The sequence below is a fragment of the Jatrophihabitans lederbergiae genome, from assembly GCF_031845305.1.
Classification (GTDB): domain Bacteria; phylum Actinomycetota; class Actinomycetes; order Mycobacteriales; family Jatrophihabitantaceae; genus Jatrophihabitans_A; species Jatrophihabitans_A lederbergiae.
In genome coordinates this window covers 14,451-38,120 of record NZ_JAVREH010000024.1, presented here as the reverse complement: position 1 = coordinate 38,120, position 23,670 = coordinate 14,451, and the positions used below count along the sequence as shown (strand labels likewise).

25 protein-coding genes, 1 tRNA gene and 1 pseudogene are annotated in these 23,670 nt (G+C 68.6%); 16 read left to right on the top strand and 11 right to left on the bottom strand.

Annotated features, from left to right (window positions below; all coding sequences use genetic code 11):
• Window positions 1-444 (top strand): nitroreductase family deazaflavin-dependent oxidoreductase, encoded by a 444-nt coding sequence (locus RM423_RS16090; RefSeq protein ID WP_311424064.1) that lies wholly within the window; start codon window positions 1-3, stop codon window positions 442-444.
• Here RM423_RS16090 and RM423_RS16085 read toward each other — a convergent pair.
• Together RM423_RS16085 and RM423_RS16080 are read right to left on the bottom strand one after the other, a co-directional pair.
• Window positions 441-1,819, bottom strand: a pseudogene (locus RM423_RS16085) (putative bifunctional diguanylate cyclase/phosphodiesterase). The gene RM423_RS16090 and the pseudogene RM423_RS16085 sit on opposite strands and share 4 nt — an antisense overlap.
• Before the next feature lie 547 nt (window positions 1,820-2,366).
• Window positions 2,367-3,416 (bottom strand): zinc-dependent alcohol dehydrogenase family protein, encoded by a 1,050-nt coding sequence (locus tag RM423_RS16080; protein ID WP_311424062.1) that lies wholly within the window; start codon window positions 3,414-3,416, stop codon window positions 2,367-2,369.
• 130 nt (window positions 3,417-3,546) lie between these two features.
• Here RM423_RS16080 and RM423_RS16075 point away from each other — a divergent pair, with 130 nt between their 5' ends.
• The 4 genes from RM423_RS16075 to RM423_RS16060 are packed head-to-tail and all read left to right on the top strand — an operon-like array spanning window position 3,547 to window position 6,819.
• Window positions 3,547-3,873 (top strand): hypothetical protein, encoded by a 327-nt coding sequence (locus tag RM423_RS16075; RefSeq protein ID WP_311424061.1) that lies wholly within the window; start codon window positions 3,547-3,549, stop codon window positions 3,871-3,873.
• Window positions 3,874-3,875: 2 nt separating this feature from the next.
• Entirely contained in the window at window positions 3,876-4,667 is a 792-nt protein-coding gene (locus tag RM423_RS16070) for a nitroreductase family protein (RefSeq protein ID WP_311424060.1), read from the top strand.
• 50 nt (window positions 4,668-4,717) lie between these two features.
• Window positions 4,718-5,410, top strand: a complete 693-nt coding sequence (locus tag RM423_RS16065; protein WP_311424059.1) for a response regulator transcription factor — start codon at window positions 4,718-4,720, stop codon at window positions 5,408-5,410.
• Window positions 5,407-6,819, top strand: coding sequence for a sensor histidine kinase (locus RM423_RS16060; RefSeq protein ID WP_311424058.1), 1,413 nt, complete (start codon window positions 5,407-5,409; stop codon window positions 6,817-6,819). The genes RM423_RS16065 and RM423_RS16060 overlap by 4 nt, the downstream gene beginning before the upstream one ends.
• Here RM423_RS16060 and RM423_RS16055 read toward each other — a convergent pair.
• A complete protein-coding gene (locus RM423_RS16055; protein ID WP_311424057.1) occupies window positions 6,792-7,292 on the bottom strand; it encodes a hypothetical protein in 501 nt (166 codons plus the stop codon). The two genes, RM423_RS16060 and RM423_RS16055, sit on opposite strands and share 28 nt — an antisense overlap.
• 171 nt (window positions 7,293-7,463) lie before the next feature.
• On the opposite strand from RM423_RS16055, the gene RM423_RS16050 reads away from it, so the two are divergent.
• Genes RM423_RS16050 through RM423_RS16040 form a run of 3 tightly spaced genes read left to right on the top strand, consistent with a single transcriptional unit; the run spans window position 7,464 to window position 9,355 of the window.
• A complete protein-coding gene (locus tag RM423_RS16050) occupies window positions 7,464-7,973 on the top strand; it encodes a GNAT family N-acetyltransferase (RefSeq protein WP_396327747.1) in 510 nt (169 codons plus the stop codon).
• Between the two features lie 26 nt (window positions 7,974-7,999).
• The gene (locus tag RM423_RS16045; protein ID WP_311424055.1) at window positions 8,000-8,590 is read left to right on the top strand and encodes a TetR/AcrR family transcriptional regulator; all 591 of its coding nucleotides are present in this window, start codon (window positions 8,000-8,002) and stop codon (window positions 8,588-8,590) included.
• 24 nt (window positions 8,591-8,614) lie between these two features.
• Entirely contained in the window at window positions 8,615-9,355 is a 741-nt protein-coding gene (locus RM423_RS16040; RefSeq protein WP_311424054.1) for a maleylpyruvate isomerase family mycothiol-dependent enzyme, read from the top strand.
• Window positions 9,356-9,383: 28 nt separating this feature from the next.
• Here the strand turns inward: RM423_RS16040 and dcd are convergent, their stop codons facing one another.
• Complete coding sequence (dcd, locus tag RM423_RS16035; protein ID WP_396327746.1) at window positions 9,384-9,962, bottom strand: dCTP deaminase; 579 nt, start codon at window positions 9,960-9,962, stop codon at window positions 9,384-9,386.
• Window positions 9,963-10,046: 84 nt separating this feature from the next.
• On the opposite strand from dcd, the gene RM423_RS16030 reads away from it, so the two are divergent.
• A tRNA-Gly gene (locus RM423_RS16030) sits at window positions 10,047-10,117 on the top strand.
• A 54-nt stretch (window positions 10,118-10,171) separates the two neighbouring features.
• A complete protein-coding gene (locus tag RM423_RS16025) occupies window positions 10,172-11,047 on the top strand; it encodes an ATP-grasp domain-containing protein (protein WP_311424052.1) in 876 nt (291 codons plus the stop codon).
• 55 nt (window positions 11,048-11,102) lie between these two features.
• On the opposite strand, the gene RM423_RS16020 is transcribed toward RM423_RS16025, so the two are convergent.
• A complete protein-coding gene (locus RM423_RS16020; RefSeq protein WP_311424051.1) occupies window positions 11,103-11,459 on the bottom strand; it encodes a VOC family protein in 357 nt (118 codons plus the stop codon).
• A gap of 132 nt (window positions 11,460-11,591) precedes the next feature.
• On the opposite strand from RM423_RS16020, the gene RM423_RS16015 reads away from it, so the two are divergent.
• Window positions 11,592-12,110, top strand: coding sequence for a hemerythrin domain-containing protein (locus tag RM423_RS16015; RefSeq protein ID WP_311424050.1), 519 nt, complete (start codon window positions 11,592-11,594; stop codon window positions 12,108-12,110).
• Window positions 12,111-12,131: 21 nt separating this feature from the next.
• On the opposite strand, the gene RM423_RS16010 is transcribed toward RM423_RS16015, so the two are convergent.
• The 3 genes from RM423_RS16010 to RM423_RS16000 form a co-directional block, all read right to left on the bottom strand.
• Window positions 12,132-12,908 (bottom strand): LLM class F420-dependent oxidoreductase, encoded by a 777-nt coding sequence (locus RM423_RS16010; RefSeq protein ID WP_311424049.1) that lies wholly within the window; start codon window positions 12,906-12,908, stop codon window positions 12,132-12,134.
• Window positions 12,909-13,054: 146 nt separating this feature from the next.
• On the bottom strand, window positions 13,055-14,281 hold the full coding sequence (locus RM423_RS16005; RefSeq protein WP_311424048.1) for an ATP-binding protein: 1,227 nt from the start codon (window positions 14,279-14,281) through the stop codon (window positions 13,055-13,057).
• Window positions 14,282-14,378: 97 nt separating this feature from the next.
• Window positions 14,379-14,858, bottom strand: coding sequence for a MarR family winged helix-turn-helix transcriptional regulator (locus tag RM423_RS16000; RefSeq protein ID WP_311424047.1), 480 nt, complete (start codon window positions 14,856-14,858; stop codon window positions 14,379-14,381).
• Between the two features lie 225 nt (window positions 14,859-15,083).
• Between RM423_RS16000 and serA the strand changes: the two genes are divergently transcribed.
• Window positions 15,084-16,295 (top strand): phosphoglycerate dehydrogenase, encoded by a 1,212-nt coding sequence (gene serA, locus RM423_RS15995; RefSeq protein ID WP_311424046.1) that lies wholly within the window; start codon window positions 15,084-15,086, stop codon window positions 16,293-16,295.
• Window positions 16,296-16,338: 43 nt separating this feature from the next.
• Here the strand turns inward: serA and RM423_RS15990 are convergent, their stop codons facing one another.
• Window positions 16,339-17,268 (bottom strand): LLM class F420-dependent oxidoreductase, encoded by a 930-nt coding sequence (locus RM423_RS15990; RefSeq protein WP_311424045.1) that lies wholly within the window; start codon window positions 17,266-17,268, stop codon window positions 16,339-16,341.
• A 169-nt stretch (window positions 17,269-17,437) separates the two neighbouring features.
• On the opposite strand from RM423_RS15990, the gene RM423_RS15985 reads away from it, so the two are divergent.
• Entirely contained in the window at window positions 17,438-19,330 is a 1,893-nt protein-coding gene (locus RM423_RS15985) for an acyl-CoA dehydrogenase (protein WP_311424044.1), read from the top strand.
• 17 nt (window positions 19,331-19,347) lie between these two features.
• The gene (locus tag RM423_RS15980) at window positions 19,348-20,205 is read left to right on the top strand and encodes a tyrosine-protein phosphatase (protein WP_311424043.1); all 858 of its coding nucleotides are present in this window, start codon (window positions 19,348-19,350) and stop codon (window positions 20,203-20,205) included.
• On the opposite strand, the gene RM423_RS15975 is transcribed toward RM423_RS15980, so the two are convergent.
• Window positions 20,184-21,986, bottom strand: coding sequence for a thioredoxin-like domain-containing protein (locus tag RM423_RS15975; RefSeq protein WP_311424042.1), 1,803 nt, complete (start codon window positions 21,984-21,986; stop codon window positions 20,184-20,186). The two genes, RM423_RS15980 and RM423_RS15975, sit on opposite strands and share 22 nt — an antisense overlap.
• Window positions 21,987-22,124: 138 nt before the next feature.
• Window positions 22,125-22,256 carry a hypothetical protein gene (locus RM423_RS15970; protein WP_311424041.1) on the bottom strand — a complete coding sequence of 44 codons (132 nt, stop codon included), beginning with the start codon at window positions 22,254-22,256 and terminating at the stop codon, window positions 22,125-22,127.
• A gap of 311 nt (window positions 22,257-22,567) precedes the next feature.
• Between RM423_RS15970 and RM423_RS15965 the strand changes: the two genes are divergently transcribed.
• Window positions 22,568-23,098 (top strand): AAA family ATPase, encoded by a 531-nt coding sequence (locus tag RM423_RS15965; protein ID WP_311424040.1) that lies wholly within the window; start codon window positions 22,568-22,570, stop codon window positions 23,096-23,098.
• Between the two features lie 176 nt (window positions 23,099-23,274).
• On the top strand, window positions 23,275-23,625 hold the full coding sequence (locus RM423_RS15960) for a YciI family protein (protein WP_311424039.1): 351 nt from the start codon (window positions 23,275-23,277) through the stop codon (window positions 23,623-23,625).
• Window positions 23,626-23,670: the final 45 nt, after the last annotated feature.

The following is a 23,670-nucleotide window of genomic DNA, read 5'->3' as shown; positions in this document are numbered from 1 at the left end:
ATGACTTCCAGCGACGCACACGTGTACGACAGTCCGGCCGAGCGGGTTTCGGAGCACATCCAGCGCTACGTCGAGACCGGCGGCGAAGAGGGCCACGACTGGAACGGTGTGCCCACCTTGCTGCTCACCACCAAGGGTCGAAAGTCAGGCAAGCTGCGGCGGACCGCCCTGATCTACGGTAGGTCCGGGGCGTCCTACGTCGTCGTGGCGTCGCTGGGCGGGGCACCGACGCATCCGGCGTGGTACCTGAACCTGCAGGAGAACCCCGAGGTCGCGCTGCAGGTCGGCCCGGAGGACTTGACCGCCATCGCCAGGACCGCCAACGACGACGAGAAGCCGGCGCTGTGGCGCATGATGGCAGAGATCTGGCCTGCGTACGACGAGTACCAGACCAAGACGGACCGTGCGATCCCGGTAGTCGTCCTCGACCCCGTCCCGGCTTAGCCGCCCGGCCGGACCGCGCGGTCCGGCTCGTCGACGCTGTCCATGGTGGTCAGGATGGGCGGACCGGGCTGTGGCCGGCCGTACAGGTAACCCTGCGCCTGGCCGCAACCGTGGGCCCGCAGCCAGGCGGCCTGCTCGCGGTGCTCGATGCCCTCCGCGACGACTTCCAAGTCCAGTGCACGCGCCATGGCGAGGATGGCGGTGACACAGGCACGTCCTGCTCGCGATGGGTGATGCCGGCGACGAAGGAGCGGTCGATCTTCAGCTGGTGAACGTGAAGCTGGTGCAGCCGGTTCATGCTCGAGTAGCCGGTGCCGAAGTCATCGATTGCCAGCCTGATCCCTGCCACGGCCAGGTTGGCGAGGTTGCCCGCGACGACCGGAGCGTCCACGTTGTAGTCCGTCTCCACCAACTCGATGATCAGGCGGTTCGGGGCCAGCCCCGACTCGCTGAGGATGCGCGCCAGCCGGGTCGCATAGCCAGGGTCTTCCAATTCCAGTCCCGACACGTTGACGCTGACCCCGATGGGCTCGCCGTCGCCGTTGGGTTGCCACGAGGCGGCGTCCCGGCAGGCCTCGGTGAGAACCCATTCACCGAGGATGGTGATGACTCCGCTCACCTCCGCCCGGCGGATGAAGTCGTCCGGCGGGATCAGGCCGCGCTCGGGATGGATCCAGCGGATCAGCGCCTCAGCCTTCTTCAGCATGCCGGTGTTGAGATCGATGATCGGCTGATAGAACACGGCAAACTCCCGTGCGGCAAGGCCGAGAAGGATGTCCTGCCCGTTCTGGTCATCGCTGGGCCCGGGTGAGAAGACCGTCGTCGCACCGCCGGAACGCTTGGCCTCGTAGAGCGCTGAATCCGCCCTGGACAGCAACATCGACAGCGACTCGCCGGGCGCGAACCACGCGACCCCCGCCGAGAAAGACGTCGTCTCCAGGGCCGCCCGCATGCCAGTCAGCACGGCTTCGAGCTCCGAGTCGGTCTGGTCGTTCAACAGCAGCACGAACTCGTCTCCACCGTGCCGAGCCAGCAGAGCGCCCTTGGGCAGCAACCGCTGCCATCTGCGGGCCAGCGACGAGAGCAGGTCATCGCCACCGGCATGACCGTGCCGCTCGTTCACCGCCCGAAAGCCATCGAGATCGATCATGATCAGTGCAAGTTGATGCTCATCCGGCCGGCTCTGGAGCATGGCTTGGGCGGCTGACTCCAAGCCCCGGCGGTTGGCCAGGCCGGTCAGGAAGTCGATCTCCGCGAGGTCAGCGGCCCGCACCAGCCAGCCCACCAGCACGGAGATGGCCACGACCACCCCGAGCAACACGACCAGTTCCGACGGCCCGACGGCGGTGTCGTTGTGCAGCACCAGCACGGCCATGGCAGCCGCAACGCAGACGTGCAGCCAAGCAACCGCCCGCGCGTAGGCGTAGAAGACGTGCACGATCACCAGCAGATACAGCATGCTGCTGACGACGGCCGTGGTGCCGCCACCGGCGAAGGAAACGCCGATCGTGATTGTCGCCGTCCCGGACAGGGTGATGCCGTGCAACAACCACCAGTCGCTCCGGCGCAGCCGGAGGAACGCCGGCGCGCTGACGATGGCGAGCACCGCCAGGATCCGGATGACGCCGGTCGAGCGGTGTTCCGAGTGAGCCGGCCAGCAGGTCGACAGCAGTGCGGTGATGCCCACCAGCAGGAAGTCGAGGGCAAGGGTCCGGCCGACCAGCGTCGGGGTGGACACGGACGGTCGCCGGAGCAGCGCATGCCACCCCCGCGGTCGGACACCGGCCGAACCGTGGAAGGAGAACACAATACGCTAATCGGCTGTCGCATCCGGTACTTGACGACCGTAACCCACTCGAAACTCAAGCCACTAGGCCCGGATGGGCTGTCGCGCCGTCCTCCAGACCGGCTCTGGCCGGGCTCTAGGGCTGCAACAGCACCTTGATGGCGCTGCGATCATCCATCGCCCGGTAGCCGTCAGCGACGTCGGCCAACGGCATCGTGCGGTCGAACACCGCTCCCGGGTCGATCGCTCCGGACAGGACGTCGTCCAGCAGGTCGGGGATGTACGCCCGCACCGGAGCCACGCCGCCGACCAGGCCGACGTTGCGCCCGAACAGCTCCTGCACCGGCAGCGAGCTACCCGAGACCGGCACGCCGACATAGCCGACGCGGCCGCCCGGACGTGCTGATGCCACCGCCTGCTTCATCGCCTCGTCGGTGCCCACGCACTCGAGCACCGCGTCGGCGCCGATGCCGTCGAAGAGGTCCAGCACCCGCGCGATTCCCTCGTCGCCCCGCTCCGTGACGATGGTGTCGGCCCCGAAGGTCCTCCCGAGCTTCTGGCGGGACTCGTTGCGCGACATCAGCACGATGCGCTCGGCGCCCAGCCGGCGTGCCGCGATAACCGCGCACAGACCCACCGCGCCATCCCCGACAACCACGACACTCGAGCCCGGTCCGACACCGGCCCCCAGGGCCGCGTGGTGGCCGGTACCCATGACGTCGGACAGCGCCAGCAGTCCGGGAACCAGCTCTGCGGCCGGCTCATCGTCCACCGCGACGAGCGTGCCGTCCGCCTGGGGCACTCGCACCCACTCGCCCTGGCCACCGTCCACGGCCAGGCCGTCGGCGTCCTCGCCACCCCACGAGCCACCGTGCAGGCACGAGGTCTGCACGCCGTGCCGGCAGTTCGCGCAGGTGTTGTCGCTCACCACGAAGGGCGCGATGACGAACTGGCCGACCCTTAGGTCACTCACCGAGGAGCCGACCTCCTCGACCACGCCGACGAACTCATGACCGATCCGGTGCGGTTCCGTCGTCGGGGTCACCCCGCGGTACGGCCACAGGTCCGAGCCACAGATACAGGACGCGGTGACGCGCACGAGGGCGTCTGTGGGTCGCTGGATGGCCGGGTCGGGGACGTTCTCGATGCGGATGTCGCCGGGCGCGTGGATGACCGTCGCTTTCATAGCTCCTGTATACCTCCTGCGGATGTCCGCTCCGTAGACGGCCACCATGCCGCCGCTCCGGTGAAACCCGGATGCGGCCGAGGGCGGCACGTCTGGGATCATGTGCCCTCTGATGAAGAAGTCATCGCGCGTGAAAGATCCCGCCCCCCTGTTCACCGCCGCAGCCGCCAGCTACACGGCCAACTGCGTCCTGGGCGTCGCCGTCGCCACCCGCCGCGTGGACACCTCGCACGTTCGATGGCTGCACCACGCGCTGTTCGGGATGACGGCGGCATCGACACTGGCCGCCGTCAGCTCCCTGAGGTGGAGCCAGAGCCGGGCGGGCTGGGCGCTGCTGCCTGCCGTGCTGCCGCTCTCGGTGATTCCCTTCGTCCATGATCGGGGGCTCCGGCATGTGGTCGTGGCGCTCACCGCCGCGCCGCCGATCGCCGCAGGTGCCGTCCGGGCCTGGAGGTAGCAGTGGAACTGCTGGACGCGGTTCGACGCCGCAAGACCACCAACGGGGGCTTCCTGCCCGATCCGGTGTCCGAGGAGCATCAGCGCCTGCTGATGGAGGTCGCCGGCCGGGCGCCGTCGCAGCTCAACAGCCAGCCTTGGCGCTTCGTCCTCATCGAAGAGCGCTCCACCATTGCCCAGATCGCTGCCATCAGCGGCCAAAGCATGACCGAGGCCATGTCCAACGGAACGTTCTTCGAGCGGTACAAGCCGTACTTCCGCTTCAGCGACGAAGAGATGCGGACGCATCGCAGCGGCATGCTGTTCGACAAGCTCCCCGCACCGTTGCGCCCCTTCACCAGCCAGGTGTTCACGCGCCGCGGCCAGTGGCTGATGAACGCCATGCGGGTACCGCAGACCCTCGGGGACGAGAACCGCAAGCTGGTGGCCGGCTCGCCGCTGCTGCTCGGGGTGCTGCTCGACAGGGGCGAGTACCGGCCGGGTGAACTGTCGTCCTTCTACTCCCTCTTCAGCATGGGCGCGGCCATGGAGAACGTCTGGCTGACCACCGTGGAGTTGGGGATGGGCATCCAGTTCGTCTCGTTCCCGATGGAGGTTCCGGGCAACTGGGCGCGCATCGAGAGCTTGCTGGGCGTTCCGGACGACCTGGAACTGATGGCCGTCTACCGCCTGGGCTACCTGCCGGCCGACCAGCACCGTCCGGTCATCGACTGGTCGAGTCACCAGCGCAAGCTGCCCTCGCAGTACGTGTTCCGGGGCACCTGCGCCACCCCGCAACTCGGTTGGGACTCCTGAGTGGGCGGCATTGCAGGCCCATGCAGGGTTTCGCTCAGTAGGGTGCGGCTGTGCTGCAACGCGGACTGATCCTGGTTGTCGAGGACGAACCCGCGATCGCCGATGTGCTGAGGCTGAACCTGGCGAAGGCCGGGTTCGGTGTGCACCTGGCGGCCGACGGCGAGGCGGGGCTCGCCGCGGTGGCCGCGCTGAAGCCGGCGGCCATGATCCTGGACGTGGGGCTGCCCGGCATCGACGGCATCGAGGTGTGCCGGCGGCTGCGCGCGGCCGCTGACTGGACGCCGGTGCTGTTCGTGACCGCCCGGGACGACGAGACCGACCGGATCATCGGCCTGGAACTGGGGGCGGACGACTACATCACCAAACCGTTCTCGCCGCGGGAGGTGGTGGCCCGGGTTTCCAGCGTGCTGCGCCGGTCGCAGGGACTCACCGACGGCCCGGAACCACTGCAGGTCGGCCGCGTCCGGCTGGATGCCGCCCAACGGCGGGTGTTCGCCGACGCGACCGAGGTTCCGCTGACCGCCACCGAGTTCGACCTGCTGGCCTTCCTGATGCGCCGGCCAGGGCGGGTGATCGGCCGCGACCAGCTGCTCAGCGAGGTCTGGGGCTACTCCTCCATTGCCGGCGCCCGGACCGTCGACGTGCACATCGCCCAGCTGCGCGGCAAGCTCGGGTCGGCCAGCCCGATCCGTACCGTGCGCGGCGTCGGGTACGCGGTCGACCAGCCGGGCCCCGCCGCATGAGCCGGCCCCGGAGCACGCTGGCGCTGCGGATCTCCGCCCTCGCGGCCGCCGTCGCGGTGATCACCGCCGTGCTGGCAGGGCTGTTCGCGGTGCGGCTCGTCGAGAGATCCAGCGCCAGCAGCGCCCGCGAGACGCTCGGCCGGCTCGCCGACGCCGCTCAGCAGGCGGCTGATGCCGGGGACGATCCGCAGATCAGCCAGAACCGGGCGCGCCGGACGCTGCAGGTGCTGAAGATCCAGTCCGCGGCGATCAGCGAGAGTGGGACCGTGCGGACCGGCAGCCCGCTGGCGAGATCGGTGCTCACGCCGGCGGATGTCGCCACGGTGCTCGGCGGCTCATCCGTGTCGGCTCAGCGGCCGAGCGGCGGCCACCAGGTCCTGATCGAGGGTCGCTGGACGAACGCCGGGGGCATCGCGCTCGTCCAGCGGCAGGTCGACGCGACGGCTCCGGCGGACCCGACGATCCGCCGGATCGAGGAGGCGCTCGTCATGGCGGTGCTCATCGCCGTCGTCCTCGGCCTGCTGGTGGCGATCCGGATCTCGCGGCCGTTGCGGCGCACTGCCGCGGCCGCACACGCGCTCGCCGCCGGGCACCGCGACGTGCTGGTGTGGCCCCAAGGCCCGACGGAGGTGGCCGAGGTCGGCCGGGCGCTGAACACATTGGCCGCGGCGCTGACCCACTCGGAGAGGCGCCAGCGGGAGTTCCTGCTGTCGGTGTCGCACGACCTGCGCACGCCGCTCACCGCGATCACCGGCTACGCCGAGTCGCTCGCCGACGGCGTCGTGCCGCCGGAACAGGCCCCGCGGGTGGGCGCGATCCTGCTGACCGAATCGCACCGGCTCAACCGGCTGGTGGCGGATCTGCTCGACCTCGCCAGGCTGGGCGCCCAGGACTTCCGGATCGAACCGGTCGAGGTCGACGCGGTGGCACTCTGCCGCGACGCCGCCGGTGTGTGGGCCGGACGGTGCGCCGCTGCCGGAATTCCCTTCAGCCTGCAGGCTCCGGACGCCGCCCTGCCGCTACGGACCGATCCCACCCGGGTCCGCCAGATCACCGACGGGTTGCTGGAGAACGCGCTCCGGGTGACCCCGTCCGGCGCCTCGATCGTGCTGGCGGTGCGCCGCGAGGTTGCAGCCGACGGGCGGGCCGCGGTGGTGTTCGAAGTTCGCGACGGCGGTCCCGGCCTGACCGATGCGGACTTGCCGGTGGCCTTCGAACGATCGGTGCTGCACGAGCGCTACCGCGGGCTACGCCAGGTGGGCACCGGCTTGGGCCTGGCCATCGTCGCCGGCCTGACCCAGCGTCTGGGCGGAACGGCGGAAGCGGGCCACGCCCCGGAGGGCGGTGCCCGCTTCACCGTGCGGCTACCAGCCGAGGACGGCTACTTCTTGGCGCCGTCCATGACGTGAAGCGCGGTCAGCGTGCTGGTTCCGGTACCGGTGACGACGACCCGGTCGCCGGCGTGGACCTCGCTGATCGTTGCGGCCTTGCCCCTGGCCTCGGCCCGGGTGTGCACCTTCGTCGCGCTCGTCACGGAGTAGGTCTGGCTCACGTCGTCGGCGGCCTTGACCGTGATCGAGGTCGCCGACACCGCCGTGACCTGGCCCCGGATCTCGTCGTGGGTGACGAAACCGGTCTTGTCCTTGCCCGCGCGGGTGACCCACTGGGCGTGCAGGGCGTGCCGCAGGTGCCTCTTGGCGCCCTCGCGGCCCCTGGCAGCCTTGCCCGGAGCCGACGTGCCGGGGGCTGCCGGCTGTGAGCTGGTGGTGCTGGTCAGGCTCGCCGCCTGCGCGGAGGTCGAGCCGGACGCCGCGAGGGCGGCGGTGCCGGCCCCCAGCACCACGGCGGCGGCCGATCCGGCCAGAACGATCTGCTTGAACATGCGTACTCCTCAGGAAAGCGGTGGAACTGGGGATGCGGTTGACTTCTCTCACCATGCCGCGCGGACGTTCGATCCAGGGCAAGGCCATGTCAGGGTTGTGTTCGGATCAGCTTTAGGCTGGCTGATGTGGCCGACCTCGAACTCCGCGACGCAGTTCCCACCGAGCTCGACATGATGACGGCGTATCGCATCCTGCGGCTGCGGGTGGACGTCTTCGTCGTCGAGCAGGAGTGCCCGTACCCGGAGTTGGACGGCCGGGACCTGGAGCCGGGAACACGCTGGGTCTGGGCCGAATCTCAAGAAGCGGAGTCGGTCGAAGCCGAGTTCGGCAAAGCCGAGTCAGCCAAAGCGCGCTCCGGAACCGAGGTTACCGGCACGCTGCGGATCCTGCGCGAGCCAGGCGGCACCGTCCGTATCGGCCGGGTGGTCACCAGCAAGGCGGCTCGCTCGTCCGGGGTCGGTGCCTTGCTGATGAACCGCGCGCTGGAACTCGTCGGTCCGGGGGTTCCGCTGGCGCTCGACGCGCAGGCACACCTGGAGGGCTGGTACGCCAGGTTCGGTTTCGCACGCTGCGGGGACACCTTTCTGGAGGACGGCATTCCGCACGTCCCGATGCGCACCGGTCCCGCCCGCACTGAGCTAGGTACCGTGCCAGAACTGCAATTGAACGGCAATCAATAGGTTCGGGCGCTGTCTAGGATGGCGCCATGACTGCTGCCAAGCGGGTCCGACTCGACCCTGAGGTGCGACGGGAGCAATTGCTCCAACTCGGCGTCGAGATGCTCGCCACCCGGACGCTCGACGAGCTGTCGATCGACCTCTTGTCCGAAGAGGCCGGCATCTCGCGTGGTCTGCTGTTCCACTACTTCAAGAACAAGCAGGAGTTCCATCGCGCCGTGGTGCAGCGTGCGGCAGCCAACCTGATCGAGCGCACCGAGCCTGATCGGGCACTCGATCCGATGCCCCGGCTGATGCTGTCGTTGGAGCACTACATCGACTACGTGATCGCCAATTATCGCGGCTACATCGCGCTCGTCCGGGGCGCGGCAAGCGGAGACGCCGCCCTCCGAGAGATCTTCGACCAGACCCGCGACGCGTTGACCCTGCGCATCACCGCGCACCTGGCTGCCTTCGGCGCTCGGGACACCCCGGCCGTCCGGCTGCTGGCGCGGGGATGGTTGGCGATGGCCGAGGAGGTCGTCCTCGCCTGGGTTCCGGACCCGCACATTTCCAAGGAGGAGCTGTTGAGAATCCTGGCCGCCGCGTTGCCGGCGTTGCTCGCCACCAGCCATGGCTGACGGTTCGCGGCGGTAGCTTGTCGTATGGACCTCGACCGTCACCTGGACGAGCTGCGCCGGGAAGGCGAGAAGCTCCGCTTCTGCCTGCGCTGTCTCGACCTCGACACGGCCGTGCCGTCGTGTCCGGGCTGGACGGTGGGGCAGGCGGCCCGGCACACCACCAAGGTCCACCACTGGGTCGCCTCCATCCTGCGGGGCGGGGATCCGGCGCAGTTCAGGTTCGAGCGGCCCGCGGACGAGGCGCTCGACACCGTCCTGGCGTCCGGACTGGACGAACTGCTGGACGCGTTGCGGTCGGCACCGACCACGCTCGACGTCTGGACGCTGGTCCCCGTCCCCTCGGCGCGGGTGTTCTGGGCGCGCCGGCAGGCGCACGAGACCGCGATCCACCGAGTGGACCTGGAGCTGGCCGCGGATTTCGGAGTGCAGGAGTTCGATCCTGACTTCGCCGCCGACGGGCTGGACGAGGTGCTGGCGACACTCGCGCCGCACCGGTTCTCACCGGAGGGTGTCAGCGGTGTCCGGACGATCGCGGTCACCCCGCTGGATGCCAACGACGCGTGGACGCTGAGCCTCACGCCTGCCGGTGTGCACTGCCGGTCGGGGGCGGTGGACGACGCTGACCTGAGCGTGTTCGGCCTCAGCTCGGACCTGTACCGGTGGGCGTGGAACCGAGCCGGCGATGACCAGGTGTCGCTGCGCGGGGACCTGGGCCTGGCCGACCTGTGGCAGGCCAACTTCCGGATCGGCGCCGAGCGCGGCTGACCGTCGGTGCTCAGTCCTACCGCACCGGTCAGCGGGTGTCCCAGCGCCGGAAGTTCTGGTACGACCGGCTCGGTGTCGGGCCGCGCTGGCCCTGGTACCGCGAGCCGTACTGGGCGCTGCCGTACGGGTGTTCGGCCGGCGAGGACAGCCGGAACACGCACAGCTGCCCGATCTTCATGCCGGGCCACAGCGTGATGGGCAGGTTCGCGACGTTGGACAGTTCCAGCGTGATGTGCCCCGAGAACCCCGGGTCTATGAACCCGGCGGTGGCGTGCGTGATCAGGCCCAGCCGGCCGAGCGAGGACTTGCCCTCCAGCCTGCTGGCAAGGTCGTCGGGCAGCGTCACGACTTCCAGCGTCGAGCCGAGCACGAACTCGCCGGGGTGCAGGACGAACGGGTCGTCGCCATCCGGTTCGACCAGCGAGGTCAGGTCGTCCTGCTGAAGGGACGGGTCGATGTGGGTGTACTGCGAATTGTTGAAGACCCGGAAGTAGCGGTCCAGCCGGACGTCGATCGAGGACGGCTGCACCAGCTCGGGGTCCCAGGGCTCCAGCTTGAGCCGGTCGGCCTTGACCTCGGAGCGAATGTCACGATCGCTGAGCAGCATGGCCGCGAGATTACCGGGGCCGTTGCCGAGCCCTGGTACGGCCACGGTGTTCGCTAGTATGTTGCGATACCGCTCACGCGGCACGCGGGTGTAGCTCAATGGCAGAGTTTCTGCTTCCCAAGCAGACGGCGCGGGTTCGATTCCCGTCACCCGCTCAACGAAGACGGCCCGTTGGGCTGAGCCGAAGACCGGCTACCTACGATCGGGCGGTGACCCGACACATCGCCATCGCGACCTGCGCCGAACTGCCCGACGGTGACCCGGACGACCGGTACCTCGTCGCAGCGCTCACCCGAATCGGCTTCGACGTCAGCATCGTGCCGTGGGACGCCCCTCAGACCTGGGCGACATTCGACGCCACCGTTCTCCGGACAACCTGGGACTACACCGCTCGACGTGCGGAGTTCCTGACCTGGGCGCGGACCGTGCCGCGGCTGTTCAACCCGGTCGCGGTGGTCGAAGCCAACAGTGACAAGCGCTACCTCGCCGGCCTGGCGAGAGCCGGACTCCCGGTCGTTCCGACGACGTTCCTCGAGCCTGGCGAGCCGGTGGAGCTGCCGGCCACCGGCGAGTTCGTGCTCAAGCCGTCGGTCGGCGCCGGCTCCCGAGGCGCCGGGCGTTTCGATGCCGCGCAATCGGGCGCGCTGCACGGTGCCCGCAAGCACGCCGAGGCGCTGCACGATGCCGGCCGCACCGTGCTGGTGCAGCCGTACCAATCGGGGGTGGACACCGCGGGCGAGAGCGCGCTCGTCTTTATCGACGGCACCTTCAGCCACTCGATCCGCAAGGGCCCCATGCTGGCTCCGGGAACCCATCACCAACTGCGGGACGAGAAGTTGTTCATTCCGGAGAACATCACACCGCGGCAGGCCGACCCTGCCGAGATCGAACTCGCCGGCCGCGTCCTCGCGGAGCTGACCAAGGGCTTGGCCGCACCGCTGCTCTACGCGCGCATCGACCTGCTGCCAGGAACTGACGGTCCTGTCGTGGTGGAGGCCGAACTCACCGAGCCGTCACTGTTCTTCGAGCACTCGGCCGGAGCGGCGGACCGGTTTGCCGCTGCTCTGGCCGAGCGGCTGGGCTGAGCGGCTGACCGGAGCTGAAGCCGGCTCCACGGCGGACCGTGGAGCCGACGCGCACTCAAGCCGGCGGTGCGTAGAACTGCAGGTCGTTGCCCTCGCTGTCCTTGAACGGCACGATCCGGCCCCACGGGTGCTCACTGATCTCGCCGGTGAATTCCACGCCGCCGTTCCGCAGCCGGCTCACCTCGTCCTCGATGCCGCCGTCCGGCTGAAAGCTGATCACCGCTCCGCCGCTGGAACCACTGGACGAGGTCTGCTCGCGGGCATTGAGCCCGATCATCAGGCCACCCGCGTCGATCTCGGACCAGTCCCCGCCCGACTGCTTGACAGTCAGGCCGAGCGTCTCACCGTAGAACTTCACGGCCCGGTCCATGTCCTGAACCGGAACCCATACCGATGCCACTCCTGATGCCATGCCTGCTTACCCCACTCCATCGTTGACCGTGCCGGACGTTCCGGTTCTATCACCGCCACACCCGCGGCGCGGAGGTTGCAGAAGTTTGAGCCCGCACAACCGGCTGCCGCCGCAGCGAACCAGAATGGGTGCATGAGCGACTTCGAGATCACCGTCCTGGTACTGAGCGAGCACGAGAACTTCCGCCGCAAGTTCGCGGCACTGAATGATGCCGACGATGCCGAGGAGCTCGCTGCGGCCTGGGAGGAGCTGGCCGCGGCGCTGGAGGTGCACGCGGTCGCCGAGGAGCAGTTGGTGTACCCGCTGCTGGCCCACGGCGTGGCGGAGGGCGCCGCCGAGAGCGAGGAAGCGGTGCGCGAGCACAACGACATCCGGCACGCCATTCAGGCGGTCACCGGGCACGAGGTCGGTTCCGAAGACTGGTGGCAGGCCGTACGAGCCACTCAGGACGTCAATGCGACCCACATGGCGGATGAGGAGCGCGAGTTCCTGCCTGACTTCAAACAGGCAGTGTCCGACGAGCGGCGCGAAGAGCTCGGCATGAGCTGGCTGCAGTTCCACGAGGAGCACGACAAGGCCCGGGGGCTGAGCGGGGAGGACACCGACCCTCAGGATGTACTGGACGCGTCAGCCCAGGTGGAAGCCCCCTGAGCTGACGCGTCCGGCGCCGGCCTACAGGCTGTCGCGCCAGGTGACCCACTCGCGTACCGAGGTCAGGTCGTAGTCCGGTCCGCCGACCCCGACGGTGAACAACCGGGCACCCGCCTCGAGGTACGCCGGTCCGGAGTCCTCCGGCTTGCCGGGCTGGACGCCGACCGAGTGCTCGATCTCGGAGGGGTCCCGGTCGAACTCCTTGCACCAGTCGGCGAGCACGCCCGACTTCCGCTGGAGTGTGTCGAGGTCGGAGAAGGAGTGCCAGATGTCGGCATGCTGGGCGACCATCCGCAACGTCTTCTTCTCGCCGCCGCCACCGATCAGGACGGGGAGCTTGCGGGTCGGCGCCGGGTTGAGCTTGGCCAAACGCTGCTCGATCCGCGGCAGGTCCTCGGCGAGCTTGTTCAGCCGCGAACCGGCCGTGCCGAACTCGTAGCCGTACTCCTGGTAGTCCTTCTCGAACCAGCCGGAGCCGATGCCGAGGATCAGCCGTCCGTCGCTGATGTGGTCGACGGTGCGCGCCATGTCGGCGAGCAGCTCGGGATTGCGGTAGCTGTTACAGGTGACCAGCGCGCCGATCTCGACTCGCGAAGTCTGCTCGGCCCACGCGGCCAGCATCGTCCAGCACTCGAAGTGCTGACCCTCGGGATCGCCGTAGAGCGGATAGAAGTGGTCCCAGTTGAACGCGATGTCGACGCCGATGTCCTCGGCCTCGGTCACCGCCTCGCGAATCCGGGCGTAGCTGGCGTGCTGGGGTTGAAGCTGGACACCGATACGAACGTCAGAGTTGGTCACGTCTCGAAGTTACCGCGCCACCCGCGACGTAGTCAGGATGAGCTTCGAGGACCATGCCGGTACGGGATCTGGACGTGACCGCAGAGCACTGGCGATTGCCTTCTCTAAGGATTTCTAGAGTCAGCCGTAGAGCAGCGTAGCAACCGTCATAGTTCGGCCCCCTGGGACCGGAGATAGCGGCCGAAGTGCGGCACCGTGAATGCGATTCGGCCCCGCTCTCCGGAGTAGATGAGGCCCTTTTTCAGCAGCGCGTCGCGCGCGGGGGACAGTGACTGCGGCTTGCGACCCAGGTGCTCGGCGACCACCGCGGTGGGAACAGACTCCGGCTCAGCGACCGGTCCACAGCCGGAGTCCGGGGTCGGCTCCGCAGGCGGCATCGCGGCGGCGGCCATCGCGTGCAGGTACTCCCGCTCAGCCGGGGTCGCCCGCTCGAACCGCGATCCGAAGAAGCCGACGGCCAGTTCGGCCTCGGGTGCTGCCATCGCGACATCGTCGGCGGTGATCGGCGAGCAGGGCGCGATATCCCACACCGCCTTTCCGTAGGCCTGGATGAAGTACGGGTAGCCCGCAGTCACCCGGTACATCGCCTCGAGAGCCTCAGGCGTGAACTCGGCGTCCTCGTCCTGCGCCGGTGACTGCAGCGCCCGATCGGCGGCCGTCCGGTCCAGGCGGTCGATCCGGGCGTAGCGGAACAGCCGCTCGCTGTAGGACTTGCTCGCCGACAGCAGAGCGGGCAGGTGCGGCAGGCCGGCACCCACCACGACGAGCGGCAGGCCGTTCTGGCTCAGCTCGTGGCAGGCCGCGCACAGCGCCGACACGTCGTCAGGGGCCAGGTCCTGCATCTCGTCGAGAAAGACGGCAATGCCTCGGCCGGTGTCCGCGGCCAGCCCGCCGACGTCGGAGAACAGCTCGACGAGGTCGATCTCGATATCCCCGGAGTCGGCCCGGCCTGAGACAGCGGGCACGCCGATGCCCGGCTGCCAGCGGTCCCGTAACTTCGCCGTGGGCGCCTCCTTCTGCGCGAAGGATTTCAGCACGCCGAGAACTTGCGCGGTGTCCTCGGGATGCGCGCCGCCCAGTTCCCGGATGGCCACGTGCAGCGCGGCCGACAGGGGCCGGCGCAGCGGCTGGTCCGGCTTGGCCTCGAGCTTGCCGGTACCCCAGCCGGCTCGGACGGCGGCCGAGCGCAGGGCATTGAGCAGCACCGTCTTTCCGACACCCCGCAGCCCGGTCAGCACCAGCGAGCGAGCGGAGCGGCCTTTGATGATCCGCTCCAGTACCACGTCGAAGGCGATCAGCTCGGAGTCGCGGCCGGCGAGTTCAGGTGGCCGCTGACCGGCGCCGGGGGCGTACGGGTTGAGAACCGGGTCCATGGATCGGACCGTATCGCGGTGTCTAGCGCTGACCGCAGATTGAGCCATACAGAACGATCGTGTCGCGGGGCCGAGTGAGCCCGAGCGGGAACCCGACTCAGTTTCGCCGCGGTGGCAGGTCCGTCTCGGCAGTGGTGCGCAGCATGATGTCGCCCACCTCGCCGAGTACGCGGATCTGCTCCGGTGAGAGCTGGTCGATCAGGTACGTGCGAACCGCCTCGACATGGCCGGGCGCCGCGGCCTGCACCACCGCGAATCCCTCGTCGGTCAACTCCGCGAGCTGGCCGCGCTTGTCGGTGGGGCAGTCCGTACGGCGCACCCAGCCGCGCTCCTCCAGCCGAGCCACGGCATGGGAGAGCCGGCTTCGCGAGGACCTGGCCCGTTCGGCCAGCTCGCTCATCCGCAACGCCCGGCCAGGCTCCTCGGACAGCGGTATGAGGATCTCGAAGTAGGCGTGCGGAAGGTTGCTCTCGGCTTGCAACTGCCGGTCCAGGACGTCGAACAGCGCCCGACAGCCGTCGATGAAGGCGCGCCAGGACTGCTGCTCCTGATCGCTGAGCCAGCGGGTCTCGGTCATGTCACTCCTGAGGGCGTCGTCCCGCTGAGGAAGCACTGCTCGCTTCGGACGAAGCGGTCAACGGCTCGGCGCCTACAGCGAATCTAATCCATTCCCCGCGCGCGCCCGCGGTGCGCTCGCCGGATCTTGGGGCCACTAAGATGGATGCGCGGGCAATGCGGCTCGCGGATCCGGTACGACCCCGATCGGTGGGCGCTGTTCCCGCCGTTCCCCGCGAGGTGAGAAGTGCAAGCGAACCCCATCCGTGTCCTACTGCTGGAGCAGATCCACCCCGAGGCCGTCGAGCTGCTCCGGTGCGCAGGCTTCGACGTCACCTCACTCGATCGGGCGCTGGACGAGGACGAGCTCGTCGCCGCGCTTGCCCAGGTACAGCTTCTCGGCATCCGCTCCAAGACCCAGGTCACCCAGAAGGTGCTCGATGCCGCACCGCACCTGCTCGCTATCGGCGCCTTCTGCATCGGCACCAACCAGATCGACCTGGTCTCGGCCACAGCGCACGGGGTGACCGTGTTCAACGCGCCCTTCTCCAACACCCGCAGCGTCGTCGAGATGGCGATCGCGGAACTGATCTCGCTCACCCGCCGGCTGACGGAGAAGAACAAGGCCATGCACGCCGGCGTCTGGGACAAGTCCGCCGACGGAGCGCACGAGGTGCGCGGCCGCACGCTGGGCATCATCGGCTACGGCAACATCGGTACGCAGCTGTCCGTCCTGGCCGAGAACCTCGGCATGCGGGTGCTGTTCTACGACACCGCCGACCGGCTCGCGCTCGGCAACGCCCACCGCAGCGCCAGCCTGAAGGAGCTGCTGCACGACTCCGACGTCGTGACCCTGCACGTGGACGGCCGACCGGAGAACAAGAACATCTTCGGCGACGCCGAGTTCGCCGCGATGCGCCAGGGCAGCATCTTCCTCAACCTGTCCCGTGGCTTCGTCGTCGACTACGCGGCCCTGCGGCGGCACGTCGAGGACGGCCACATCGTGGGCGCCGCCGTCGACGTCTTCCCGGTGGAGCCGAAGCGGCGCGGTGACGAGTTCGTGTCCGAGCTGCGGGGGCTCGACAACGTCATCCTCACCCCGCACATCGGCGGCTCAACCGAAGAGGCGCAGCAGGACATCGGACAGTTCGTCGCCAACAAGTTCCTCGACTTCGTGAACGAGGGTTCCACCGCCCTGTCGGTCAACCTGCCCGGCCTCGGCCTGCCCCGGCGCAAGGACACCCTGCGGCTGGTGCACCTGCACCGCAACGTCCCCGGCGTGCTGGCCCGGGTGAACGGCATCCTTGCCGAGCACGAGGTCAACGTCGAGGCTCAGCTGCTGGGCACCAAGGGCGACGTCGGGTACCTGGTCACCGACAGCGTCAGCGGAACCACCCAAGAGATCGTGGACCAGATCCGCGCGATGCCCGAGACGATCCGGCTGCGCGTCCTCACCTGAGGCCCGCGGTGGGTCCGGCTCAGCATTTCGGGAGCTGGGCAGCTCAGAGCTGTGGGCTGACGTCGGCGGCGATGAGTTCGAGCTGGTCGAGGTCGGTCGGGTCCATGAGCTGCAGGTAGACCCGGTCGACACCCGTGTCGGCGAACTGGCCGATCTTGTCCGCCACCTCGGCGGGAGTACCGGCCAGGCCGTTCGTGCGGAGCTCGTCGAGGTCCCGTCCGAGAGCGGCCGCCCGCCGGGCCAGGCCCGCGTCGTCCTTGGCTACGCAGACGACCTGGGCGGTCGAGTAGGCCATCGAGTCCGCTTCCCGGCCGGCCCCGGCCACGGCGGCGCGGATTCGGTCGAACACCGCGTTCGTCTCGGCCACCGGCTTGAACCCGACGTTGTACTCGTCGGCGTACCGGGCGGCCAGGGCGGCCGAGCGCTTCTTGCCCGCCCCGCCGAGGATGATCGGCGGCCGCGGCCACTGGACCGGCTTCGGTACGGCCGGAGCGCCGGTGAGGGTGTAATGCTCGCCCGCGAAGTCGAATGTCTGGCCCAGCGGTGCCCGCCAGAGGCCATCGATGACGGTGAGTTGCTCCGCGAAGATCTGGTACCGCTCGGCGAGACCGGGAAAGGGAATGCCATAGGCGGCGTGCTCCTCGGCGAACCAGCCCGCGCCGAGGCCCAGCTCGACGCGGCCGTCGCTCATCTCGTCGATCTGGGCGACGCTGATGGCCAGCGGGCCGGGAAGCCGGAACGTCGCCGGGCTGACCAGGGTCCCGAGGCGAATCCGGCTGGTCTCGCGGGCAAGTCCGGCGAGCGTGATCCACGCGTCCGTCGGACCCGGCAAGCCGCTGACATCGCCCATGTGCAGGTAGTGGTCCGAGCGGAAGAAGGCGTCGAAGCCGAGGTCCTCGGTGGCTCTGGCGACCGTCAGCAGTTGGCTGTAAGTGGCACCCTGCTGGGGCTCGGTGAATACGCGCAGCTTCATGTGTCCGAGGTTATCGCGGCAGTCCGGCAAGCCGGCCTTCCCGCGGCAGCCGCCCGGTCGCCGGAGTGCCAGCTAGCCGGATATACACAGGTTTGGACGACCCGCTTGCAAGGGCTACTCGCCAGTAATACCCTTCTCCTACTGACCAGTAACAAGGAGACGCGCGGCGATGGGCCATTACAAGAGCAACCTTCGAGACATCGAGTTCAACCTGTTCGAAGTCCTGGGCACCGGAGACCGGCTGGGCAAGGGGCCCTTCGCCGACATCGATGCCGAGACCGCTCGTGACATCCTCGCCGAGGTCCGCACCCTGGCCGAGGGACCGCTCGCCGACTCCTACGTCGACTCCGACCGCAACCCGCCCGTCTTCGACCCGGCCACGAACTCCGTGATGATGCCGGCCGCCTTCAAGAAGTCGTACAAGGTCTGGCAGGACGCCGAGTGGTGGCGCCTGGAGTGCACCCCGGCCTACGGCGGCACGCTGGCCCCGCGGTCGCTGGTGTGGTCCATCGGAGAGATGGTGCTCGGCGCCAACCCGGCGGTGTGGATGTTCAACTGCGGGCCGGCCTTCGCCAACATCATCCACGAGCTCGGCACCCCGGAGCAGCAGGCGATCGGCCAGCTCATGGTCGACAGGCTGTGGGGCGCGACGATGGTGCTGACCGAGCCCGACGCGGGCTCGGATGTCGGCGCCGGCCGCACAAAGGCGAGCAGGCAGGACGACGGCAGCTGGCACATCGAGGGCGTCAAGCGGTTCATCACCTCGGCCGAGCACGACATGAGCGAGAACATCATCCATTACGTGCTGGCCCGTCCGGAGGGCGCCGGACCAGGCACCAAGGGGCTGTCACTGTTCATCGTCCCGAAGTACGACTTCGACTGGCAGACCGGTGAACTCGGTACCCGCAACGGCGCGATGGTGACCAATGTCGAGCACAAGATGGGCCTGAAGGCGTCGACCACGTGCGAGATGCGCTTCGGCGAGACCATCCCGGCCAAGGGCTGGCTGCTCGGCGAGGTACACGACGGCATCGCGCAGATGTTCAAGGTCATCGAGCACGCCCGGATGATGGTGGGCAGCAAGGCCTACGCCGAGCTCTCGGCCGGTTACCTGGCCGCGCTCGAGTACGCCAAGACCCGGATCCAGTCCGCTGACCTCACCCGTTCCGGTGACAAGTCCGCTCCCCGGGTGGCGATCATCAACCATCCGGACGTCCGCCGCCAACTGATGACTCAGAAGGCGTACGCCGAGGGGCTGCGGGCGGTCGCCCTCTACGCGGCCAGCGTGCAGGACAAGATCCAGGTCGCGGAGTTCGAGAAGGGCAACGAGGTTCCCGGTGGCCTGGCCGACGGCGAGGCGTCCGCTGGAGAGAAGGCGAAGCGGCAGGCGTCGGTCGACGAGCGGCTCAACGACCTGCTGCTGCCGATCGTCAAGGGCGTCAGCTCGGAGCGCTCCTACGAGCAGCTCGGCCAGTCGCTGCAGGTCTTCGGTGGCTCCGGCTACCTGCAGGACTACCCGTTGGAGCAGTACATCCGCGACAACAAGATCGACTCGCTGTACGAGGGCACCACAGCCATCCAGGGACAGGACTTCTTCTTCCGCAAGATCGTCCGCGACAAGGGCACCGCGCTCGGCGCCCTGTCCGCCGAGATCCAGGCCACGCTCGACTCGATCGGGGACGAGGCGCGGCTCAAGGTCGAGGGTGAGGCCGTCGGAAAGGCACTGTCCGAGGTCGGCACGATGGTCGGCGCCATGATCGGGCAGCTGACGTCGACCCAGGACGACATCCGCAACATCTACAAGGTCGGACTGAACACCACCAGACTGCTGCTCTCGGCCGGCGACCTGGTCATCGGCTGGCTGCTGCTGCGGCAGGCGCTGGTTGCCCTGGAGAAGCTGGACGGCAACGGCCTGTCAGCCTCGGACAAGGCGTTCTACGAGGGCAAGCTGGCGGTGGCCCGGTTCTTCGCGAACAATGTGCTGCCCGAACTGGTGTCGCGACGCAAGATCGTCGAGGGCACCGACAACGCCATCATGGATGTCTCCGAGGACGTCTTCTAGCTGGATAGGGTGTCGCCATGAGTTCGGTAACGGCGCGCTGGATCCAGCTGGAGGGCGCGGTCAACGTACGCGACGTGGGCGGGATGACCACGGCGGATGGACGGGCGATCCGGCCAGGCGCGCTGATCCGATCCGCCAACCTGCAGCACCTCACCGCTACGGACGTGACGACTCTGGTACGTGACCTCGGCGTGCGCCGGGTCGTGGACCTGCGCACCGACGTCGAGGTCGAGCGGGCGGCCCCCGGGCTTTTGCATGCCCAGCCGGACGTGGTGGTCCACCACCTGTCGCTGTATCCGGACTCCGACGGCAACGCCGAGAACGTCGTGGCCATCGACGAGAATCCGGCGGACAGCACCGACGACGACGCGGCGAAGCCGGTGCTGCCCTGGCAGGGCGACAAGCTGACTCCCGATCGGGCACCCGTCGTCAGTTCCTACCTGCGCTACCTCACCCGGCGGCCGGACTCCATCGTCGCCGCGCTGCGGGCGATCGCCGAGCCGGACGGCGCCACCCTGGTGCACTGCGCCGCGGGCAAGGACCGAACCGGGGTCGTCGTCGCGCTGGCCCTGACGATCGTCGGCGTTCCCCCGGAGAGCGTCGCGGCCGACTACGCCCTCACCCAGTCACAGATGGCGCTGATCCTCGCGCACCTGGCGCGCAGCGACCTCTACGACCGCGAGGTGACCCAGCCGGATCAGATCCCGACCGCCAGTGCCGAGGTGATGGAAGCAGTGCTCTCGGCTGTGCGGGCCGAGTACGGCAGCGTGCTCGGCTGGCTGGCTTCGCACGGCTGGACGGAGCGGGACACCGAAGCACTTCGCGCGAAGCTGGTCGGTCCGTCGCAGCAGGATCACCCCAACAGCGGAAGGTGAAGCTCGGTTTCACCGCTCGCGCTGATCCGGACGGGGACGCCCCAGTCCTGGCGCGCGAGGTGGCACGCGGGATGAACGTTGGCCGGGTCGTCGTCACACGAGGCGGCCTGGGCCGTGACGTGCAAGACGCCCTCGTCCCCGGGGTGGCCCGTCAGCACCAGCGTCCGAGCCAGCTCCGTCCCGGAGCCGGCGCCGTCCGCGAGCAGTGTGGGAGGAGAGGCGCTCACCGTCAGCCGCGTCGAGGGCCCGTACCGGTCATCGAGCTTGCGGCCGGGCGGCGGAACGAACGGCACGCTCAGTTCGAGCACCCCGTCGCGCAGGTCGGTGACCGGGCGCTGGGTGCGGAGTGGATCGGCCAGCACCTGCGTCAGCCGTCCGGCGGTCACCGGCCGCACCAGCTGGTGTGCGGCGGATTCCACCACCACCAGCTCGCCGCCGACCAGCACGAGCCCGGACGGCTCCGCCAGGTCGGTGGCAAGCGTGCCGACCTCGTCCGTGACCGGGTCGTAGCATCGGATGCTGGAGTTGTAGGTGTCCGCGACGGCGATGGAGCCGTCCGCCAGGACCGCGACGCCCAGTGGGTGCTGCAGCCGGGCCTTGGCCGCGGGGCCATCGACGTGACCGAAGTCGAACAGCCCCTCACCCACGGCGGTGTGCAACTGCCCGTCGACGGTGAGGTAGCGCAGCGCCGAGTTCTCGGAGTCGGCGAACCACAGTCGCTCCCCGGATACGGCGAGGCCGGAAGGCTGTGCGAGCCACCCGTCCAGGGCAGGCCCGTCCTTCAGGCCCTCGACGGTGGTGCCGGCCAGGATGCTCACCGCATCGGTACGCGGGTTCCAGCCCAGCAGCAGGTGGACGCCGGCGGCAGCGATGGCGACCACTCCCGCCGCGGGCCACCAGGCGACGTCCCACGGTGACAGCACCGCGGGCACGGCACCGGTGACCGTCGTCCGCCCCGCCAGGCCGGCCGGCAGGTCAACGGTGCGCTCGATCGAGCCGTCGGACAGTCGCACCCCGCGCAGCTGGTGGTTGGCGGTGTCGGCGACGACAACGTCGAAGCCGACCTCGGCCGCCAGTTCGGGAGGCAGGGCGGTCAGGCCATTGGGCTCGGCCAGGCGTTGCCCGTCGTTCCCGCGCTCGCCGGTGCCGATCCGGCGCCGGACGGTGGACCCGTCCAGTTCGGTTTCGACCAGCTGGTGGTGCCCGGCATCGGCAATGAGCAGGGAGTCCGCCAACCGGATGGCCTTGGCGGGAAAGCGCAGGTCGCCGGGCTCCGGCTTGCGCGGACGGTACGGATTGTCGCCGCGGCGCAGGGTTCCGGCGGCGTCGTGCTCGGCCACGAGTTCGCTGATCAGCAGTCCGAGCGAGGAAACCTGTCCCTCGCCGGCTGCCTGCGCCACCACATAGCCGTTCGGGTCGACGAGCACCAGGGTCGGCCACGCGCGCACCGCGTACTGCTGCCACAGGTGCAGCGCGGGGTCGTTGAGGACCGGATGCTCGACGCCGTAGCGCTGGACCGCCGCTGCCACAGCGGTGTCGGACTTCTCGTGCTCGAACTTGGGGGAGTGCACCCCGACAATGACCAGCTCGTCGGCGAACCGGCTCTCCAGCTCCCGGAGTTCATCGATGACGTGCAGGCAGTTGGCGCAGCAGAACGTCCAGAAGTCGAGCAGCACGACCTTGCCACGCACGCCCTTGAGGCTGAGGGCGGTGTCGACGTTGAACCAGGTGCCTGCCGGAAACTCCGGCGCCCGCACGCGGGCTGATCGCTGAAGAGTCACGTGGATACCCAACCACCGGGGACGGAACGCGATTCCGTACCTGGAAGTGAGCGTGGGACGGCTCCGGGCAGCCGAAAGGCCGCCCTCGTGAGGAGGACGGCCCTTGGTGTGCAGCACAGTCGCGCGCCGCAGAGTTGCTCAGCGGTTGTAGTTCTGATGCGCTGCCATAGCGAGCAACTCGGTCCGCATGCTCGGCGTGGCGGTGAGGACCGCACGCTCGTACTGGCGGTACGCCCGGCGAGCGCGGATCTTCTGCTTCAGGTTCGTCATGATGTTGCCCTTCGTGATAAGTGACGCCGTTGCCGCTTGCACCGGGCAAGCCCATCGAACACGTTCTGTTCGATCAACTGCTGCTTCTTGTCCCGATTTATCAGACAGCTTAGCTGTCTGACCTTACGAAACCACAGTAGTGGCTTCGTTATGCCTAACGTTACGAGACATCAGCCTTATTCCAGGCGATCGAGTGCCGAGACGAGTGGGCAAGCTCGGACTGCACGCTGCGGCGCTGCAGCAGGCCGCGGTTCTCCAGCCGGGTGACCAACCGCGTTGGCCGAGGGGCGCGATTCGGCGAGAATGCGTTCATGGGCGAGCTGATCGTGGTGACCGGTCCCCCTGGAGCCGGGAAGTCGTCGGTGTCATCGCAGCTCGCCGACATGGTGGAACCGAGCGCGGTCGTTGCCGGTGATGAGTTCTTCGGATTCTTGAAACGTGGCTACATCCCACCCTGGCTGCCAGAATCTGATCAGCAGAACACTGTCGTCATCGAGGCAGCGGCCGCAGCCGCCGGCTGGCTCAGTCGGCATTGCTGGGTTGTCTACGACGGCGTGGTGGGACCGTGGTTCTTGCCGACCTTCGCTCGACGAACGGGACTGAAACAGATCCACTACGTGACGTTGTTGCCTCCGCTCGAGACTTGTCTCGAGCGGGTCCGCACCCGCACCGATCATGGTTTCACCGACCTCGCGGCGGCCCGCCACATGTACCTGCAGTTCGCCGACGCGGAGATCGACGGTCGTCACGTGCTGACCGATCCGGACGACGACGCCTCCGCGCTTGCCGCGCGTATCTACGGTGACATCACCGCCGGCTCCTTTGGGTACCCCACCGGTTGAGTCGGACGGCGGCCGGAGCACGGCGACGCTGCCGTCACAAATCCACGAACGTCAGAGGCAGCCCGGCGGCTTGTCGGCGCCGAGCAGTAGCGTCGGGTCATGTTGGCTCGCATTGATCGGCAAGGACAGCGCGACTTGGTGAAATCTGCAGAGTGCTTGAAGGAGAACGACTACCGATGAAGTTCCTCTGCCTCGCCTACGGCCGAGAAGAAGACTGGCTCGTCCTGTCCGAGAGCCAGCGCTCCGAGCTGCTCGCTCAGGACGACATGCTGCGGCAGCGAGGCGCATTCATCTCGGTAGTCGGCGATCCCACGGTGGTACGAACCCCGGCCGGCACACCACACACGAGCCCCGGTCCCTTCGCCACCGCAGGCGCACCACTGGTCGGGTTCAGCCTGCTGGAGGCAGTCGACCTCGACGAGGCGGTTCGCCTAGTCGCCCACACGCCCTGTGCCGTCGCCGGCGGAGCCATTGAAGTCCGATCCCTGCCCGATCCGGTCCCCACCAACGACGCGCACGCGCACTGACAAGGGCGGCGTCGCCCGAGATGGTGCCGCATGGACGAGCAAGAC